Consider the following 17,428-nt stretch of genomic DNA (forward strand, 5'->3'; position numbering starts at 1 on the left):
GAGCAATCACTCGATTGCTCTTTTTGTTTATTCCGCCAGCAGCTTTTCTATATCATCCAGCAAATCCTTGGGTGCAGTTTGTGGCGCATAGCGCTTGAATACCGTGCCATCTTTCTTGACCAGGAACTTGGTGAAATTCCATTTGATGGACTGGCTACCCAGCAAGCCAGGTGCCTGGCTTTTGAGGTGCTGGAACAAGGGGTGGGCCTTGTCGCCATTGACGTCTATCTTGTCGAACAGCGGGAAGGTCACACCATAATTTTTTTCGCAAAAAGAGCCGATTTCACCGGCAGAGCCCGGTTCCTGATGACCAAACTGGTTACAGGGGAAGCCGAGTACTTCGACACCCTTGTCCTTGAATTGCTGGTAGATCGCTTCCAGGCCTTTGTACTGTGGCGTGAAACCGCAATTGCTGGCGGTATTCACGATCAGCAAGACCTTGCCTGCATATTGCTTCAGATCGACGGGTGTGCCTTGCAGGCTATTGGCTTGGAAATCCAGCGTGCTCATACGATGCCCAGATGTTTGGTGCCAGCACTGAGGTCACGGTCCTTGGCATCTTTGCCTTTCAACATGATGGCCAGGCGCAGCTCATTGACAGAGTCGGCATTGCGCAGCGCATCTTCATACGTGATCTGGTCTGCTTCATGCAGATCAAACAAAGACTGATCGAAGGTTTGCATACCGAGTTCACGGGATTTTTTCATGATCTCTTTGATTTCATGTACCGCACCTTTGAAAATCAGGTCAGACACCAGCGGCGTATTGAGCATGATTTCCACGGCAGCAGCCCGGCCTTTGCGGCCCTTCAGCGGTACCAGGCGCTGGGAAATAACCGCCTTCAAGTTCAGGGACAAATCCATCAGCAACTGGGCACGGCGCTCTTCAGGGAAGAAGTTGATGATACGGTCTAGTGCCTGGTTGGAACTATTCGCATGCAGGGTGGCCAGGCAAAGATGGCCGGTTTCTGCAAAGGCAACGGCAAAGTCCATGGTTTCGCGGTCACGAATCTCACCGATCTGGATAACGTCTGGCGCCTGACGCAGGGAGTTTTTCAGCGCCGCGCCCCAGTCGTCAGTATCAATGCCGATCTCACGCTGGGTGATGATGCAATTCATGTGCGGGTGCACATATTCTATCGGGTCTTCGATCGTGATGATGTGCCCGTAGCTGTTTGCGTTTCTGTACCCCAGCATGGCCGCCAGCGAGGTGGATTTACCTGAACCGGTAGCACCTACCATGATGACCAGACCGCGCTTGGTCATGGCGATTTCTTTGAGGTTTTCTGGCAGCCCCAGGTCTTCGAGTTTGGGAATGGCCGTGGTGATTGTCCGCAAGACCAGGCCAACGCGGCCTTGCTGCATGAAGGCCGAGACGCGGAAGCGCCCGAGTCCAGCAGGGCTGATCGCGAAATTACATTCCTTGGTCGACTCAAATTCTGAAGACTGCTTGTCGTTCATGATAGAACGGGCCAGATCGACAGTATGGGCAGGGGACAAAGGTTGGTTCGACACTGGCGTTACCCGCCCGTCTATCTTGAAGGCAGGCGGGAAGTCTGCAGTAATAAACAAGTCTGAACCGTTTTTGCTGAGCATGAGTCTCAGCAAATCATTCATGAATTTGGTGGCCTGATCGCGTTCCATGTTCTTATCCTTTGATCTCTTAGCCTGGGAAATTGTCTGGTGTTTTGGCTGCACCACGTGCAGTCGCCACCGAGATGACATTGCGGCGTACCAGATCAGTCAGATTTTGATCCAGTGTCTGCATGCCCAGGTTACTACCGGTTTGTATCGACGAATACATCTGCGCAATCTTGGCTTCGCGGATCAGGTTGCGTATCGCTGGTGTACCCAGCATGATTTCATGCGCTGCCACACGGCCAGAGCCATCCTTGGTTTTCAGCAGGGTTTGCGAGATGACCGCTTGCAGGGATTCTGACAACATCGAACGCACCATCTCTTTTTCTTCCGCCGGGAATACGTCAACAATACGGTCGATAGTCTTGGCGGCAGATGAAGTATGCAGGGTGCCGAATACCAAGTGACCGGTTTCAGCAGCAGTCAGTGCCAGACGTATGGTTTCCAGATCACGCAACTCACCGACCAGGATGGCATCAGGATCTTCACGCAGGGCAGAGCGCAGCGCGTTGTTGAAAGACATCGTATGCGGGCCGACTTCACGCTGGTTGATCAGGCATTTCTTGGATTCATGGACAAATTCTATCGGGTCTTCAACCGTCAGGATGTGGCCATACTCATTTTCATTGAGGTGATTCACCATGCCTGCCAGTGTTGTGGATTTGCCCGAACCGGTAGGGCCGGTCACCAGGACCAGGCCACGCGGTTTTAGTGACAACTCAGCAAAGATTTTGGGCGCATTCAACTGTTCCAGCGACAAAATCTTGGACGGAATGGTACGCATGACAGCTGCGGCGCCACGTTCCTGGTTAAACGCATTCACGCGGAAACGTGCCAGACCAGGGATGGAGAACGAGAAGTCGCACTCCAGCGTGTCTTCATAGGCTTTGCGCTGCGAGTCATTCATGATGTCATAGATCAACTCATGGACATCTTTATGCTCCAGAGGGGGCAAATTAATGCGCCTGACGTCGCCATGTACCCGTATCATGGGCGGCAAGCCGGAGGATAAGTGTAAGTCGGAGGCATTGTTCTTGACGGAGAACGCCAGCAGTTCTGAAATGTCCATTTATAATTCCGGTAATGAAGTCGTTGCTGATTGTGGGTAAGCTGCTCTAAAGCAAGATAAAAGCAATATTAAGCTGTGGAGGGGAGTTTTACCAGAAGTCCACAACGAATTAGATAGATTTTTGGTTACTGATTATGTCCTCAATTTCTGACAACTTGCAAGCCGTAAGTGCGGATATCCGCGCTGCTGCCCTCGCCAGCGGGCGCGATCCGCAACAACTACGCCTGCTGGCCGTTTCCAAGACCTTTCCTGCTGATGCCGTCATAGATGCGGCTGAGGCTGGACAGCATAGTTTTGGTGAAAATTACCTGCAGGAGGCTTTGGAGAAGATACAGGAAGTAAAGGCAAAAAAGCCGCAACTTCAGCTCGAATGGCATTTTATCGGCCCCATACAAAGTAATAAGACCCGCCCCATTGCCGAGCATTTTGCCTGGGTACATTCAGTCGACAGGGAAAAAATCGCCCAGCGGCTGTCGGAACAAAGGCCGGCAGAGATGCCAGCATTGAATATTTGTCTGCAAGTTAATATTAGTGGTGAGGCAAGCAAAAGTGGTGTTTTGCCAGATGAAGCTTTGGCCCTGGCGCAAAAAATCGTGTTGCTGCCAGGCTTGCACTTGCGCGGCTTGATGGCCGTGCCAGAAGCCAGCGATGATGAACAGGTGCAAAGGCAGGCATTTCGCCAGTTGAAACAATTGAGTGACAGCATACAAGCCGCAGGCATTGCCCTGGATACCTTGTCCATGGGTATGAGTGGCGACATGCACGCAGCCATCGCAGAAGGCAGCACTATGCTCAGGATAGGAACAGCTATTTTTGGAAACCGGAACTATGCAAAATAAGATGAAAATCGCCTTCATAGGTGGCGGCAACATGGCAAATGCCCTGATCGGTGGCTTGCTCAAGAATTTGACGACGGCTGAACATATTCATGTCATCGACCTCAATCAGTCTTCTCTCGATAAATTGAGCAGCGATTTTGGTGTCAGCACAGCACTGGCTGCCGATGCCAGGCTGGCACAGATGGATGCGATTATCCTGGCTGTCAAACCGCAGCAATTGCGTGAAGTGGTGCAAGGCCTGGCACCATATATAGATAAGCAATTACTGATCTCCATCGCCGCTGGCATACGTGCAACCGATATCGCACGCTGGCTGAGCGGCTATGAAAAAATTGTGCGTACCATGCCCAATACCCCGGCGCTGATAGGCCAGGGCATGACTGGACTGTTCGCCCTGGCTGCTGTCAGTGCAGAGCAAAAACAAATGGCCGAACACATTATGCAGGCAGTGGGTGCAACAACCTGGCTGGACGATGAAAGTTTGCTGGATGCTGTTACGGCAGTATCCGGCAGTGGCCCGGCCTATGTGTTTTATTTTATTGAAGCCATGCAGCAGGCCGCGACAGAGCTGGGCCTGAGTCCTGAGCAGGGCCTGCAACTGGCAATGACGACTTTTACTGGCGCGGCGCAACTTGCCTTGCAAGCGACAGAGCCGGTCAGTGTTTTACGTGAGCGCGTGACATCCAAGGGCGGTACTACCTATGCCGCTTTGACAAGTATGGAAAATGCCGGTGTCAAACAGGCTATCGTCAATGCAGTCAAGGCTGCGGCAGCGAGGGGTAAAGAATTGGGAGATGAATTCGGGCTAGTGTAATGAGGAAGGGAGAGGGGCGCTAAGATGATTTGCCAGAGTTACTGACATCTGCACGCACGCGTTGCAGTATATTGGCAACACCGCGCCAGGTTTCCCAGCCCAGTATCGCTGACCTGGCAAAAGAAAATATACGCCTGGGTTTGAATATCAGTACGGCTGCAACAGCCAGACCGCCGAGCAGCGGGCGCTGGCGGACGATTTGACCAGCTTTGCCAAGCAAGCCTGTGGCTACTCCTGCCATTCCCATGGATTCTTTTAATTCCTGGCAATGCATAGTCATCAGGCTACGTTCTGCCTGTATCTTCAATAATAAAGCCTGACGCCGTAAGGCCAGTCTTTCCTGACGCTTGCCCATGGTCTAGCCCTGATCCTTTTGATTATCATTGCTACGATTGAAGACAGAAGCATCTTTTTTCAGTTCAGCCAGGCTATGGAATAACAAGCCGGGTTTGTCACGGAACTGTTTGCGCAAGTGTAAGGCGATTCCCACAGCCAGCAGACCAAATACGGTAATTAAAGCCAGCAATACCGTATAGCGATAAGTCGTATCCCAAAACACGGCTACCACGGTCAGTATTGCCAGCATGATGGCAATGCAGGCAAAAAACAATGCGGTCAATGACCATATCAGGCTGGAAGAAAAATGCGCAAGCTCTTCTTCCAGCTCAACCGCAGCCAGTTCCAGGCGGGTACGAACCATACTGCTCAGTGTCGCAGCAAGTTGTCCCAGCGAATCGCTGATAGCCATTGATTTTTGCTGCGCTTATCTGCTACGGCCAATCAGCAAGCCAACCAGCAAGCCCACACCGGCTGCAATACCTGCAGATTGCCATGGGTTTTCCTTGACATAGACGTCAGTGGCTTTGGCGGCTTCTTTTGTGCGTGTGACGACGATATCTTCAATGCGCTCAACTTCTGCCTTGGCATTTCTCAGGGTTTTTTCAAATTTGGCCTTGGCAGACTTGAAGCCTTCGCTGCCTTGCTGCTCGGTATTTTTCAAGAGCTCTTCTGCATCGCGGATAACCAGATGCAAGTCATTCATCAATTGTTCTTTATGTTCATCTACTGTGCTCATGATTCATCCCTTCAGGTTGGTGAAATAATTTACAGCTTATGCGGATTAAGTATGGCTACTTTGCGATATAACAAGACCACGCTTAAATCTGGTTCAAGGCAGCTAATTAAGAAATTGGCAATCTGTCAGCTTACTTTACTGCATAGTCAATGGCAATACCAGCAAAGATTGCTGCACCCAGCCAGTTATTATTGATAAAAGCCGCAAAGCAGGCCATGCGTTCACGCTCACGTATGAGGGTGTAGTGGTAGAGCGAAAATCCTACGGCGACTCCCATGCCAGCCAGGAACCAGGTACGCAGGCCAAATTGCCAGCCTGTCAGCGCTATCAGCACGAAGCTGAGGGCATAACATAGCATGACGGCAAACACATCATAGCTGCCAAAGGTGATGGCAGAAGTCTTGATGCCTATCTTCAAGTCGTCATCCCTGTCTACCATCGCATATTCGGTGTCATAGGCAACCGCCCAGAATACATTTGCCAGTAGCAAAATCCAGGCTGCCATAGGCACGGTATTTTGCACAGCAGCAAAAGCCATGGGTATGCCAAAGCCAAAGGCTATGCCCAGATAAGCCTGAGGAATGGCAAAGAAGCGCTTGAAATACGGGTAGCTGCCCGCCACGACGACCGCCACGACAGACAACTGTTTGGTCAGTGTATTCAGGGGCAGGATCAGGCAAAAAGAAATCAGCGCCAGCACTACGGCAACGCCGACGGCTTCTTTGCCAGATATCTTGCCACTGGTAAGTGGCCGCTCTGCCGTGCGTTTGACATGGAGGTCAAAGTCGCGGTCTGCATAATCATTGATTGCGCAGCCAGCAGAGCGCATCAAAGCCGTGCCCAGGCTGAAAATCACGACCAGTTGCCAGTCGGGCTTGCCATCCGATGCTATCCACAGCGCCGCCAGCGTAGGCCAGAGTAATAAGAGTATGCCTATGGGTTTGTGCAGCCTGACCAGTTTGATATACCAGCCCAGGCGAGTCAGCAAGAAATTCATGATTCAGCTTTGTTGTTGCGCATGGCAGAATTATAAGTGTTATCTATACACGGAGTGGTGCAGAGTGATATCTTAACGATTTGCCACATTCAGAGCTTGCCTGAAAGCCTGAGTACATCATGTCATTTGCACGTCATGATATTGCAGCAAATTTACATAATTACTATAAATTACTATAGGTTTTCCGGGACTAATATGAAACTGCAAACCAAGCTGGCCTGGGCCAGTGCTGCTGTATTGATGAGCCTGGCTGGCTCTGCCCACGCGGTGACTGAAATAAGCTGGTGGCATTCCATGACAGGGGCACTGGGTGACCGCGTCACCGCGCTGGCTGAGCAATTCAATAAAAGCCAGAATGAATACAAGGTCACGGCTGTCTACAAAGGCAGTTACGACGAAGCCCTGGCCGCAGGTATTGCGGCCTTCCGTGCCGGTAATGCGCCGCATATCCTGCAAGTGTTTGAAGTCGGCACGGCGACCATGATGTATGCCAAGGGCGCAGTCAAGCCAGTATCTGAAGTCATGAAGGTCGCAGGCGAGAAATTTGATACCTCTGGCTATGTGCCTGCCGTAGCGGGTTACTACACCTCACCCAAGGGGGAAATGCTGTCCTTTCCTTTCAATAGTTCAACCACGGTGTTTTACTATAACAAGGACATGTTCGCCAAAGCAGGCATGGACCCCAACAAGGCGCCATCAACATGGCAAGAAGTCGTTGCTGCTGCTGCCCGCCTCAAAGCCAGCGGCGAAAAATGTGCCTACACCACAGGCTGGCAAACCTGGGTGCACCTGGAAAGTTTTTCAGCATGGCATAATGTCGAGTTCGCCTCCAAGGGCAACGGCTTTGGCGGTCTTGATGCGCGTCTGACCTTTAATAGCCCCCTGCATGTACGCCATATAGAAAACCTGGAAAACTGGGCCAAGCAAGGTTACTTCACCTATGCCGGTCGCAAAAATGAGCCGGAAGCGAAATTCTATTCCGGTGAATGCGGCATGCTGACGTCGTCAAGCTCTGCTTATGGCAATGTCGCCAAGAATGCCAAGTTCAAATTTGCCGTTGCCCCATTGCCCTATTATTCTGACGTCAAAGGCGCGCCGCAAAACACCATTATAGGTGGTGCTTCGCTATGGAGCATGAATGGCAAGAAGCCCGAAGAATACAAGGGTGTCGCCAAGTTTTACAAATTCCTCTCGCAACCGGAAGTACAGGCCAAATGGCATCAGGAAACCGGCTACTTGCCGATCACCAACGCCGCTTATGAGATGACCAAGAAGTCTGGCTTCTATGAAAAAACACCGGGCCCGGGCGTCGCCGTTCAACAGATGATCGTCAAGACCACAGACAAATCCCGTGGCATACGCCTGGGCAGTTTTGTCCAGATACGCACCATTATGGATGAAGAGCTGGAGGCTGTCTGGAGCGGCAAAAAATCCGCCAAGGCCGCACTGGATAATGCTGTTTTGCGTGGCAACGAATTGCTGGATCGTTTCGAAAAAGCGAATAAGTAAAGTCAAGATCAAGACCTCTCAAAACAGAGGAGGGAAGCCGCTCTTGCAAGAGCGGCTCGTTACGCAGGCATGTGGCATGCCACATGAAACCCCTGCTGCACCACAGAGAAAACCAGAAGAAAAGCAAAGCGAGCAAAGAAGCGCATTGTCTTTGTTTTTCCTCTGTGCTCCCTCTGTGCCTCTGTGGTGAGCTTTTCGGTTTTAAAGTTATTCAATGAGGTTTTTTTGGAAAAGCGTGCGCGGTTTCGTTCGGCCTGGTTGCCTTATCTGTTGCTCTTGCCGCAGCTATTGGTGACAGTGCTGTTTTTTTCTGGCCTGCAGTGCAGGCCCTGTATCAATCCGTCCTGTTGCAGGACGCCTTTGGCATATCTACCCAGTTTGTCTGGTTTGATAATTTCAAGACCCTGTTTGCTGATGAAACTTATCTGGCGGCATTCAAGACCACGGCACTGTTTTCCAGCCTGGTGGCTTTGCTGGGGCTGAGCCTGTCTTTGCTGATGGCGGTATTTGCTGACAGGGTAGTCCGTGGCAGCTCCATCTACAAGACCATGCTGATCTGGCCGTATGCAGTGTCGCCTGTGGTAGTGGGCGTGTTGTGGATGTTCTTGCTCAATCCTACGCTCGGTATCGTTGCCCATGCTCTGCGCCATGTTGGCATTGAATGGAATAATCTCTTGAATGGCCGCCACGCCATGATATTGATTGTCCTGGCTGCGGTCTGGAAGCAGATCAGCTATAACTTTTTATTCTTCCTCGCGGGTTTGCAATCCATACCCAAGTCGCTGATAGAAGCGGCAGCGATAGATGGTGCCGGGCCGTGGAAACGCTTCTTTACCATTGTTTTCCCGCTGTTGACGCCGACTACTTTTTTCTTGCTGGTGGTGAATATCGTCTATGCCTTCTTTGATACCTTCGCGATAGTCGAAGCAACAACCCAGGGCGGCCCTGGCAAGGATACCGAGATCCTGGTTTTCAAAGTTTTCAATGATGGTTTCAAGGGGGGCGATCTTGGCAGTGCCGCTGCGCAGTCCGTCATATTGATGACGATCGTCATTGTCCTGACTGTGCTGCAGTTCAAATACATAGAAAAGAAAGTGCAGTATTAAGCATGATAGAGCGTCGGCCTTTTCTGGGCATGTTCAGCCACTTTATCCTGATACTTGGTGTCAGCCTGGTGGCATTTCCCATCTATGTCGCTTTTGTTGCCGCTACCCAGACGGCAGAACAATCAGCAATGGCACCTATGTCCCTGATCCCGGGTGATCAGCTCTGGGTCAACCTGCAGGCAGTGCTGGGCAGTGGTACATCGGGTAACGTCGCTACCAACCCGGTAGGGCGCATGATGTGGGTCAGCCTGGTGTCTGCACTGATGATCGCGATCGGTAAGATTTCGATTTCCATGTTGTCTGCCTTTGCGCTGGTGTATTTTCGCTTTCCTGGCCGCACACTGTTTTTCTGGATGATTTTTGTGACTCTGATGCTGCCTGTCGAAGTGCGTATCAGCCCGACTTATAAAGTGGTATCTGACTTGTCCATGCTCAACAGCTACGCCGGGTTGACGGTGCCACTGATCGCCTCGGCGACTGCGACCTTTCTATTCAGGCAGTTTTTTTTGACAGTTCCAGATGAACTGGCAGAAGCCGCCCGCATAGACGGTGCAGGCCCCTTGCGCTTCTTCAAGGACATACTGTGGCCGCTGTCGCGCACCAATGTGATTGCCCTGTTTGTCATCATGTTCATCTATGGCTGGAACCAATACTTGTGGCCTTTGCTGGTCTCAACAGAGCAGAATATGTACCCGATAGGTGTGGGCATCAAGCGCATGATTGCTGGCGGTGATGCCGCAGTCGAATGGAATATGGTGATGGCGACCCTGCTGCTGGCGATGCTGCCACCTGGGCTGGTGGTGGTCGTCATGCAGAAGTGGTTTGTTAAGGGTTTAGTGGATTCAGAAAAATAAATAAAAATAACTTATGGCACAACTACATTTTAAAAACGTCACCAAAACTTACGGCAAGGGCGATAAGGCCGTTGCTGTCATCCATGGTATTTCCATGGATATCAATCATGGTGAATTCATTGTCATGGTGGGCCCTTCTGGCTGCGGTAAATCGACGCTGTTGCGCATGGTCGCAGGGCTGGAAGAAATTACTTCTGGCGATATCGTCATTGGCGACAGGGTGGTCAATAATCTGGAACCCAAGGACAGGGATATCGCCATGGTGTTCCAGAACTATGCGCTGTACCCGCACATGAGCGTGTATCAGAACATGGCCTATGGTTTGAAGATACGCGGCTTTTCCAAAGCCGATATTGAAACCAGTGTACAAAAAGCGGCGCAGATACTGGAGCTGGGGGCATTACTGGACAGGACTCCGCGCCAACTCTCTGGCGGCCAGCGCCAGCGCGTAGCCATGGGCCGCGCCATCGTCCGTGAACCGGCAGTTTTTTTATTTGATGAACCGTTGTCAAACCTGGATGCCAAACTGCGGGTGCAGATGCGCCTGGAAATCCAGCGCCTGCACAAGGCACTGGGCACCACCAGTCTGTATGTCACGCATGACCAGGTCGAGGCCATGACCCTGGGCCAGCGCATGATAGTCATGAATGGTGGCGTGGCCGAACAGATAGGTACGCCGGCAGAAGTGTATGCGACACCGGCCACGACTTTCGTCGCCAGTTTCATCGGTTCACCACCAATGAATCTCTTGCGTGGCAAACTGACTGAGAGCGGCAGGCAGATGCAGATAGGCCAGACGCTGGTGTCACTGCCGCTGGTACAGAGCGAAGCAGAGCGCGTCGCCAACCGTGAGCTGGTACTGGGTGTGCGTCCAGAACATTTGTTCGTAGGCATGCCTGGCCTGCCACTGGAAGTACAACTGGTAGAGTCGCTGGGGGCAGATTTGCTGGTGCATGGTCTTTGCGGTGGTGAACCCGTGGTCATACGTACGCCTGCGGGCACGGTAGTAGAGGCAGGTCAGCGTACGACAGCAGGTTTTGCTGCAGATGTCGTGCACTGGTTTGATCCTGTTACCACCAAACGCATTTGAGCGTTTGAAACAGGGAGCAAACCAATTTCAGGATCAGGCAGTCGATCAGACAATCAGCGCCGCTTTGCGCTTTTGCTGTTGTTTTAAAAAATCTGAACGTACACTGGCGCGGCTGGGTGCGCTATTGAGCCCATTGGCTTTGCTGATGGCTGGCGTTTGCTGTTCGCTTTTTTGCCCGCAAATATAACCCAGCCCAAACACCGCGAACGTTAGCAGCGTGGCTATTGCATACCTGCGTATGGTTTCACGTCTGCTGCTGTTCATACTGGCATCACTTCCTGTTTGCATTCCTGACCCCTTTGGACTGAAGCTTGAATATTTGCATGGGCAGCGAATTTCAATCTTGAGACGCTTGCTATTGAACTTCATGCCGCTTTTGCAGGTCGAAGTGTCGCAATAATTAAAAAAACGTACCAGAAAATTGCAGGAAGAATAGTTAATTAATCTGTTTGGTACTGAATTGCGGTACTATTTGCGAAATTTTACATTTAGTCAGGAAGCCTTCATGAGTTCTCCCGAATTGGTCTTGAAAGTCTTGCGCTCAGAATTGCGGGCCGCAGGCGTGACTTACAAAATGCTGGCAGACCGTATAGGCATGAGTGAGTCCAGCATGAAGCGCATGTTCGGACAAAAGGACATGAGCCTGTCGCGCCTGGCAGAAATCTGCAAGGCCTCAGGCATCGCCATGGAAGATGTCTTGCGCCAGGCCGCCGATGTCACGCCGCATGCCGATACCCTGAGCCTGACGCAAGAACAATCGTTGATGGCCGACCCCAAATTATTGCTGGTAGCGATTTGTTGCCTTGGGCATTGGACGCTGGAACAAATCATAGAAACCTATCATTTGTCAGAGGCTGAATGTGTCCTGCACCTGATCGCACTCGATAAACTTGAAGTCATAGAATTGCGGCCCCTTAACCGGTATCGCCTGAAAGTGTCGCCAGCTTTCCACTGGCGTCCTGACGGGCCAGTGCAACAGTATTTCCGCGATGTTGTCGTTGGTGATTATTTTGATGGCAGCTTTGCCGGACAGGGCGAGACCTTGCTCTTTGTACCAGCCCGTGTGTCATCGCATAGCGCGATGGAGATGGTGCAAAAGATACAGCAACTCGCTGCCGAGCTGGCACGTCTGCATCAGGACGACCGCCGCCTGAGACCAGAAGAGCGCGATGGCTTTACATTGCTGGTGGGCTTCCGTTCCTGGGAATTCTCTGCCTTTACGGCACTGCGCCGTCCTGAGACTGCAGCGCCAGTCAAAGGACTGACGCATCAGATTCACCAGATAGGCCCAAGGAAAAGATAAAGCGAAGAGCCATTGCCGCGCGTTGCCCCGGCACCAAAGAACAGCGGACCAAAACGCGTTTCAACAGAGACAAAGGCGCTGGCTGCCTGCTTGAGGGAACTAAGGCGTAGTGCCTGGTCATTGCCATAAGAATTGCCCGCTTCCAGCGAGAACCCTGTCCGTATCGCACCGCCTATGGTGGTTGGCAAAGAACCGATTTTACGCGCTATGACGAAGCGGCCAAAAGCTGTAGCGTCACCAGCAAGTGAGTTGTTCGCCGTGCCTGACAGACGCAAGAAACCGCCGAGCGGGTTAGGTGCACCACCACGCTCTGAACGGCTCCATTCTCCATATAAATGCCCGGCCCAATCCCCAAGCCGGAAGGCTGACAAAGCATCGATTTGCGATTGTGCCTGTGAACGCTCACCGGGATTTTGCGCAGGTGTTTGTTCCCAGGAGGAGGTGACCAGATAACCCCGGCTGGGGTTGGCCAGCGAATCCAGGGTATCCAGACGGAAGCGCAAGAAGCGCGTGGTGCTGTAATAGCGCAGGCTGTCCTGGTTGGCAACGGCGGGCAATAAAATATCGACTTTGCCAAAACCACGGCTGACCCCCGCTTCTATGGTGCCCCAGTTATCCAGTTGTCGTCCAAAAACCAGGGTGCCCTGGGTGCCACGCACGCCTACGCGCAAGGCCTTGCGCCCCTCTTGATACAAATCCAGGCTGCTGCCATTGTATTCAAGCGAAGGGGCCACATACCAGGGTGAGCCAGAAGCCAGAGGTTGCCAGAACTGCGAGCCCAACTCGCGCTGGCTGCCTATGCGGGCAAAGGTGCGTAATTCTGCACCATAACTATTGAGTGAGGATGCGATATGCAAGACGCTCAGGCCAAAGCGGTTTTCATCTGCAAAATCACTGGTCAGCTCAAGACCTACCCGCAAGCGGTTGCGGCTGGAATTGGACTCTGACGGCTTGATCAGCACATTGCGTTTACCATCTTCATCGCTGATGACGGTTTCTATATTATCGATATCACCGCGCCCATACAGCTTGCCCGATGCTTGCCTGATCTGTTCTTGTGACAAGACCTGACCCTCTTTCAAACCCGTTTGCGCGATCAAGGCCTGGGGGTTGATATAGCGCGGCCCCTCCACCTCTATCTTTGCGAGTGGCAGTTTATCGGCAGTATTTCTGGCAGTTTGCCCCGCGTTCGAGCGCTGGTATTCAAAGACGGCATATTGCTCATCCGGCACGCGCAAGGCACTTAGTTGTGCCGCCATTTTATTGGTGGCGATTTCACCTGCCTTGATGGTCTGTTGATACAGTCCAAAATCAAGAAAGCTGGTACCTGATAATTCCGGCGCGATCAGCACATCAGATTTGCGCAAGTCCTTGATAGAGCGCTGCACGTTTTGCTCAGTCAAAATCTGCAGCATCTGCTTGGTGACGTCGATGGCACTATTGAGTTCATGCTCCTTCGCCAGTGGCGTACCGACATTCACGGCAATGATGATGTCCGCACCCATGGCACGTGCCAGTTCTACGGGCAAATTGCTGACCAGTCCACCATCGACAACCAGCTTCTGTTTGATACGCACAGGCGCAAACACACCTGGCAGGGCCAGCGAGGCACGCATGGTCATCAGCAGGGGGTGTCATTCAATTCCACCATCTCGCCAGTCAGCAAATCAGAGGCAACCGACAAGAAAGGCAGGGCCAGCTGGTTGACTGGCTGGTCACGCATGCCTTCAGGCATCAGGCGTGTCAGGGCATTTTCCAGGGCGGCATTGCCGGCAGCTGCCGGTGGCAAAAATACGCCAGACTTGGTCACCGCAAATTCTATTCGCGAAGGCAGCATCAGGTCTTCTTCCTTGCGGCGGAAATCCAGGTCATAACGGGCGGGACGGTCGGCCAGCACGCTGTCCCAGTCAGTGTCCTTGACGATTTGCTCCAGTTCATCGGCTGAGCGCCCGGCAGCATAGGCACCACCAACGACGGCACCTATGCTGGTGCCAACCACCATATCCACAGGCACACGCATTTTGCGCAAGGCGCGCAATACGCCTATATGGGCAAAGCCACGCGCACCGCCACCGGACAGCACCAGGGCGACTTTGGGACGCGTCGTTTGTATATTGGCCGCAGGGCTGGCGTTTGGAACTTCGCCATTGACTTGCGCCTGGCTGTCAAATGTAAACAAGCTGGCTGCCAGGCAGGCAATGGCCAACAGGACTCGGGACAATGACATGAGCTGAAGCTTTCTGTAGAAATGTGGTGTGCGGGTCTGTTGTTACAGACCGCAATCACCAGCATGTTTCGCAAAAGACCGCAGTATATACGTATCGCCTTGTCCGATGATGGGCAGCTTGCTAATTCAGAGTTTCTGGTTTGATTGTTTGGCTTAATTGCCTAGCTTGGTTATCTCGTTCAGTTATCCTCATTAACCAGTGCGGTCAGGATATGGTCGCGCCAGACGCCGTTGATCTTGAGATAAGACTTGGCATAGCCTTCTTTTTCAAAGCCCAGACGCTCCAGCAAAGCGCCGCTACGCTGGTTTTCTGGTACATAGTTGGCCATGACGCGATGCAGCCCCTGCTCTTGGAACATATAGGCTATGCCAGCCCGTACGGCTTCCTGCATATAACCCTGGCCTTGCTGCTGTTCTGCAATGGCATAACCCATGTGGCAGGCATGAAAAGCGCCGCGGACAATATTGCTGAAATTGCAGATGCCTATCATGGTCTGGTCCTGGCACACCGCAAAATGCATGGCCAGTCCAGCGTCCATGAGACGGGAACTGGCCAGCAGTCTTTCTTCACATTTTTCCAGTGAGAAAAAATCTTCATCACGGGCCGGTTCCCATGGTGCCAGGTGGGCACGGTTGAGCAGCAAATATTGCTGCATCATCGAGGCATGTTCGGGCATCAATACCCGTAATTGCAGACGCGCAGTCGCGATTGCTTCTTTATTCATAGTGCGAGGGATAAGATTATTGAGTGCTTGCCGCTTCATCGAGCATGGTCACGCCAGGCAGGTCGCAAGCCAGCACAGCCTTGCGTATGGCTTCAATCGCCGCCTGACGGGTAAAACTCTTGCGCCAGGCAATCACGACGCGACGGTCTGGTGCTGGTGCAGTGAAAGGCAGGTAGCGCAGCATGCCATCTTTGGCATCCATGTCAGGTACCGACGCCATCGGCAATACCGTGATGCCTATGCCGGACGCCACCATGTGGCGTATGGTTTCCAGTGACGAACCTTCAAAGGTCCTGGCAATGCCGTCACCCGTTGTCGAGAAGCGCGACATCTCAGGGCAAACCTCCAGCACCTGATCGCGGAAGCAATGACCATTACCCAGCAAGAGCATGGTTTCTGACTTCAATTCTTCGGCTGACACTTCATCGCGGCCTGCCCAGGCATGGTCTTTTGGCATGGCAACCACAAAAGGTTCGTCATACAGCGGCTGTATCATCATGCCCTGATCAGGCAGGGGCAGGGCCATGATGGCAGCATCAAGCTCACCCTGGCGCAGTAGCTCCATGAGCTTCACAGTGAAATTCTCTTGCAGCACCAAAGGCATCTGCGGCACCTGCTGTATCATGGTTTTCACCAGGGTAGGCAGCAGGTAGGGGCCTATCGTATAAATGACGCCAAGGCGGAAAGGGCCAGCCAGCGGGTCTTTGTTTTGTTTGGCGATTTCCTTGATGGCAGCGGTTTGTTCCAGCACACGTTCAGCCTGGGCAACAATCTGTGCACCTAGCGGGGTGGTGGATACCTCGGTGCCGCCACGTTCAAAAATAGTGACGCCCAGTTCATCTTCGAGTTTTTTGATGGCGACAGACAGCGTAGGCTGGGCGACAAAACAGGCTTCTGCCGCATGGCCAAAATGTTTTTGCCGGGCTACGGCAACAATATATTTTAATTCTGTAAGTGTCATGACGTTAGTTTGGCACAGACTGAGAGCAGCGTCAGCAAGTGCTTTGTACAGGTAGCAAATTTTTTCCTGAATTTAACAATGACAGGGGGAGTATTTTTTAACAATCATACCGTATATACGATATCTGGCTGTTTTGGCGCATACTCTGCCAGAAACTAAATTGTGGATGTGATACTTGCTATTTTCAAAACGCTTGATCTGGCGCAGTATGTCCAGTTTCGCTTGTGCTAAGCGACCGGGGAGTGCGGGGAGTGGCTAGATGTGCCACTCCCTTTTAAATCTGCAGATTCTTCTATGTATTCAGCTCAGCCTTTAGACTGGCTCATGGCCTTGGTTAGCTCCAGGTGACCTTGTGCCGCACCGCTTTCTGGCACAGCCTCTCCATCACGCTGGCGCACTTCCGCCAGACGCGCAGCCAGTTGCTCAGGTGCATCATCCCCACGACCCACCCAGACACCCTGGGTCAGCGTGATATTCGCGGCTTCAAAACTGCCTGCACCTGCGCACAGGATGGCGCGGGAGGGGGCTTGCTCAGACGCCAGCACCAGCATCGCAGGTACCACATCTGATGGTTGCAACGCCGCCAGGAACTCTGCCGGGAACAGGCTTTCAGTCATGCGGGTTGCCGCCGTCGGTGCCAGGCTATTCACGCGGATATCATACTTGGCCCCTTCCAATGCCAGCGTCTGCATCAGCCCGACCAGGGCCAGCTTGGCAGCACCATAGTTGGATTGGCCAAAATTGCCATACAGGCCGGACGAAGAAGTCGTCATCACGATGCGGCCATATTTTTGTTCTGTCATGATGGCCCAGACTGCCTTGCAGCAATGCACCGCACCCATCAGATGCACATCCAGCACCAGTTTAAAGTCGGCGATATCCATCTTGGCAAAGCTCTTGTCGCGCAAGATACCGGCGTTATTGACCAGGATATCAATCCGCCCCCATTGCGCCATGGTCTCTGCCACCATGGCTTGTACAGCTTCAAAATCGGTGACCGATGCGCCATTGGCTATCGCCTCGCCACCAGCCGCCCGGATTTCTTCGACCACGGCCAGTGCTGCGGCAGAAGAGCCGCCGGAACCATCACGCGCACCACCCAGATCATTGACCACCACTTTGGCACCACGCGCAGCCAGTGCCAGCGCATGTTCACGTCCCAAACCACCACCTGCACCTGTTACGATGGCAACACGGCCTTTGAAGTCTATTGTCATTTCTT

Annotated in this window: 19 protein-coding genes and 1 pseudogene; 7 read left to right on the forward strand and 13 right to left on the reverse strand. The window is 52.5% G+C overall.

Going from position 1 to position 17,428, the window contains the following annotated elements:
• Positions 1–27 precede the first annotated feature (27 nt).
• Genes UNDYM_RS04455 through UNDYM_RS04465 form a run of 3 tightly spaced genes read right to left on the reverse strand, consistent with a single transcriptional unit; the run spans position 28 to position 2,706 of the window.
• A complete protein-coding gene (locus tag UNDYM_RS04455; protein ID WP_162039951.1) occupies positions 28–510 on the reverse strand; it encodes a glutathione peroxidase in 483 nt (160 codons plus the stop codon).
• The gene (locus UNDYM_RS04460; RefSeq protein WP_162039952.1) at positions 507–1,643 is read right to left on the reverse strand and encodes a PilT/PilU family type 4a pilus ATPase; all 1,137 of its coding nucleotides are present in this window, start codon (positions 1,641–1,643) and stop codon (positions 507–509) included. The genes UNDYM_RS04455 and UNDYM_RS04460 overlap by 4 nt, the downstream gene beginning before the upstream one ends.
• 19 nt (positions 1,644–1,662) lie before the next feature.
• Positions 1,663–2,706, reverse strand: coding sequence for a type IV pilus twitching motility protein PilT (locus tag UNDYM_RS04465; RefSeq protein WP_162039953.1), 1,044 nt, complete (start codon positions 2,704–2,706; stop codon positions 1,663–1,665).
• Positions 2,707–2,840: 134 nt separating this feature from the next.
• Here UNDYM_RS04465 and UNDYM_RS04470 point away from each other — a divergent pair, with 134 nt between their 5' ends.
• A complete protein-coding gene (locus UNDYM_RS04470; RefSeq protein WP_162039954.1) occupies positions 2,841–3,545 on the forward strand; it encodes a YggS family pyridoxal phosphate-dependent enzyme in 705 nt (234 codons plus the stop codon).
• The gene (gene proC / locus UNDYM_RS04475; RefSeq protein WP_162039955.1) at positions 3,535–4,359 is read left to right on the forward strand and encodes a pyrroline-5-carboxylate reductase; all 825 of its coding nucleotides are present in this window, start codon (positions 3,535–3,537) and stop codon (positions 4,357–4,359) included. The genes UNDYM_RS04470 and proC overlap by 11 nt, the downstream gene beginning before the upstream one ends.
• A 19-nt stretch (positions 4,360–4,378) precedes the next feature.
• On the opposite strand, the gene UNDYM_RS04480 is transcribed toward proC, so the two are convergent.
• The 4 genes from UNDYM_RS04480 to ubiA all read right to left on the reverse strand — a co-directional run bounded on the left by UNDYM_RS04480 (position 4,379) and on the right by ubiA (position 6,431).
• Complete coding sequence (locus UNDYM_RS04480; protein ID WP_162039956.1) at positions 4,379–4,714, reverse strand: YqjK family protein; 336 nt, start codon at positions 4,712–4,714, stop codon at positions 4,379–4,381.
• Positions 4,715–4,717: 3 nt separating this feature from the next.
• Positions 4,718–5,107, reverse strand: a complete 390-nt coding sequence (locus tag UNDYM_RS04485; protein ID WP_162039957.1) for a phage holin family protein — start codon at positions 5,105–5,107, stop codon at positions 4,718–4,720.
• Positions 5,108–5,122: 15 nt separating this feature from the next.
• Complete coding sequence (locus tag UNDYM_RS04490) at positions 5,123–5,434, reverse strand: YqjD family protein (protein WP_162039958.1); 312 nt, start codon at positions 5,432–5,434, stop codon at positions 5,123–5,125.
• A gap of 130 nt (positions 5,435–5,564) precedes the next feature.
• Positions 5,565–6,431, reverse strand: a complete 867-nt coding sequence (gene ubiA, locus UNDYM_RS04495) for a 4-hydroxybenzoate octaprenyltransferase (RefSeq protein ID WP_174244923.1) — start codon at positions 6,429–6,431, stop codon at positions 5,565–5,567.
• Between the two features lie 195 nt (positions 6,432–6,626).
• On the opposite strand from ubiA, the gene ugpB reads away from it, so the two are divergent.
• From ugpB to UNDYM_RS04515, 4 genes and pseudogenes are all read left to right on the forward strand, one after another.
• The gene (ugpB, locus tag UNDYM_RS04500) at positions 6,627–7,940 is read left to right on the forward strand and encodes a sn-glycerol-3-phosphate ABC transporter substrate-binding protein UgpB (protein WP_162039959.1); all 1,314 of its coding nucleotides are present in this window, start codon (positions 6,627–6,629) and stop codon (positions 7,938–7,940) included.
• Between the two features lie 225 nt (positions 7,941–8,165).
• Positions 8,166–9,046: pseudogene (gene ugpA, locus UNDYM_RS04505) on the forward strand (sn-glycerol-3-phosphate ABC transporter permease UgpA).
• Positions 9,047–9,048: 2 nt separating this feature from the next.
• Positions 9,049–9,900, forward strand: coding sequence for a sn-glycerol-3-phosphate ABC transporter permease UgpE (ugpE, locus tag UNDYM_RS04510; protein WP_162039960.1), 852 nt, complete (start codon positions 9,049–9,051; stop codon positions 9,898–9,900).
• 13 nt (positions 9,901–9,913) lie between these two features.
• Positions 9,914–10,990 carry a sn-glycerol-3-phosphate import ATP-binding protein UgpC gene (locus UNDYM_RS04515; protein WP_162039961.1) on the forward strand — a complete coding sequence of 359 codons (1,077 nt, stop codon included), beginning with the start codon at positions 9,914–9,916 and terminating at the stop codon, positions 10,988–10,990.
• A gap of 45 nt (positions 10,991–11,035) precedes the next feature.
• On the opposite strand, the gene UNDYM_RS04520 is transcribed toward UNDYM_RS04515, so the two are convergent.
• Positions 11,036–11,254, reverse strand: coding sequence for a hypothetical protein (locus UNDYM_RS04520; protein WP_162039962.1), 219 nt, complete (start codon positions 11,252–11,254; stop codon positions 11,036–11,038).
• 241 nt (positions 11,255–11,495) lie between these two features.
• On the opposite strand from UNDYM_RS04520, the gene UNDYM_RS04525 reads away from it, so the two are divergent.
• Positions 11,496–12,293 carry a helix-turn-helix transcriptional regulator gene (locus tag UNDYM_RS04525; RefSeq protein ID WP_162039963.1) on the forward strand — a complete coding sequence of 266 codons (798 nt, stop codon included), beginning with the start codon at positions 11,496–11,498 and terminating at the stop codon, positions 12,291–12,293.
• Here the strand turns inward: UNDYM_RS04525 and UNDYM_RS04530 are convergent.
• From UNDYM_RS04530 to UNDYM_RS04550, 5 genes are all read right to left on the reverse strand, one after another.
• Positions 12,266–13,915, reverse strand: a complete 1,650-nt coding sequence (locus UNDYM_RS04530; RefSeq protein WP_162039964.1) for a patatin-like phospholipase family protein — start codon at positions 13,913–13,915, stop codon at positions 12,266–12,268. The genes UNDYM_RS04525 and UNDYM_RS04530 overlap by 28 nt on opposite strands.
• The gene (locus UNDYM_RS31015) at positions 13,915–14,520 is read right to left on the reverse strand and encodes a patatin-like phospholipase family protein (RefSeq protein ID WP_162039965.1); all 606 of its coding nucleotides are present in this window, start codon (positions 14,518–14,520) and stop codon (positions 13,915–13,917) included. The genes UNDYM_RS04530 and UNDYM_RS31015 overlap by 1 nt, the downstream gene beginning before the upstream one ends.
• A 179-nt stretch (positions 14,521–14,699) precedes the next feature.
• Complete coding sequence (gene rimJ / locus UNDYM_RS04540) at positions 14,700–15,245, reverse strand: ribosomal protein S5-alanine N-acetyltransferase (protein WP_162039966.1); 546 nt, start codon at positions 15,243–15,245, stop codon at positions 14,700–14,702.
• A 16-nt stretch (positions 15,246–15,261) separates the two neighbouring features.
• Positions 15,262–16,206 carry a hydrogen peroxide-inducible genes activator gene (locus UNDYM_RS04545; protein ID WP_162039967.1) on the reverse strand — a complete coding sequence of 315 codons (945 nt, stop codon included), beginning with the start codon at positions 16,204–16,206 and terminating at the stop codon, positions 15,262–15,264.
• 305 nt (positions 16,207–16,511) lie between these two features.
• Complete coding sequence (locus tag UNDYM_RS04550) at positions 16,512–17,423, reverse strand: SDR family NAD(P)-dependent oxidoreductase (protein WP_162039968.1); 912 nt, start codon at positions 17,421–17,423, stop codon at positions 16,512–16,514.
• Positions 17,424–17,428: the final 5 nt, after the last annotated feature.

This window comes from Undibacterium sp. YM2 (assembly GCF_009937975.1).
Classification (GTDB): Bacteria; Pseudomonadota; Gammaproteobacteria; order Burkholderiales; family Burkholderiaceae_D; genus Undibacterium.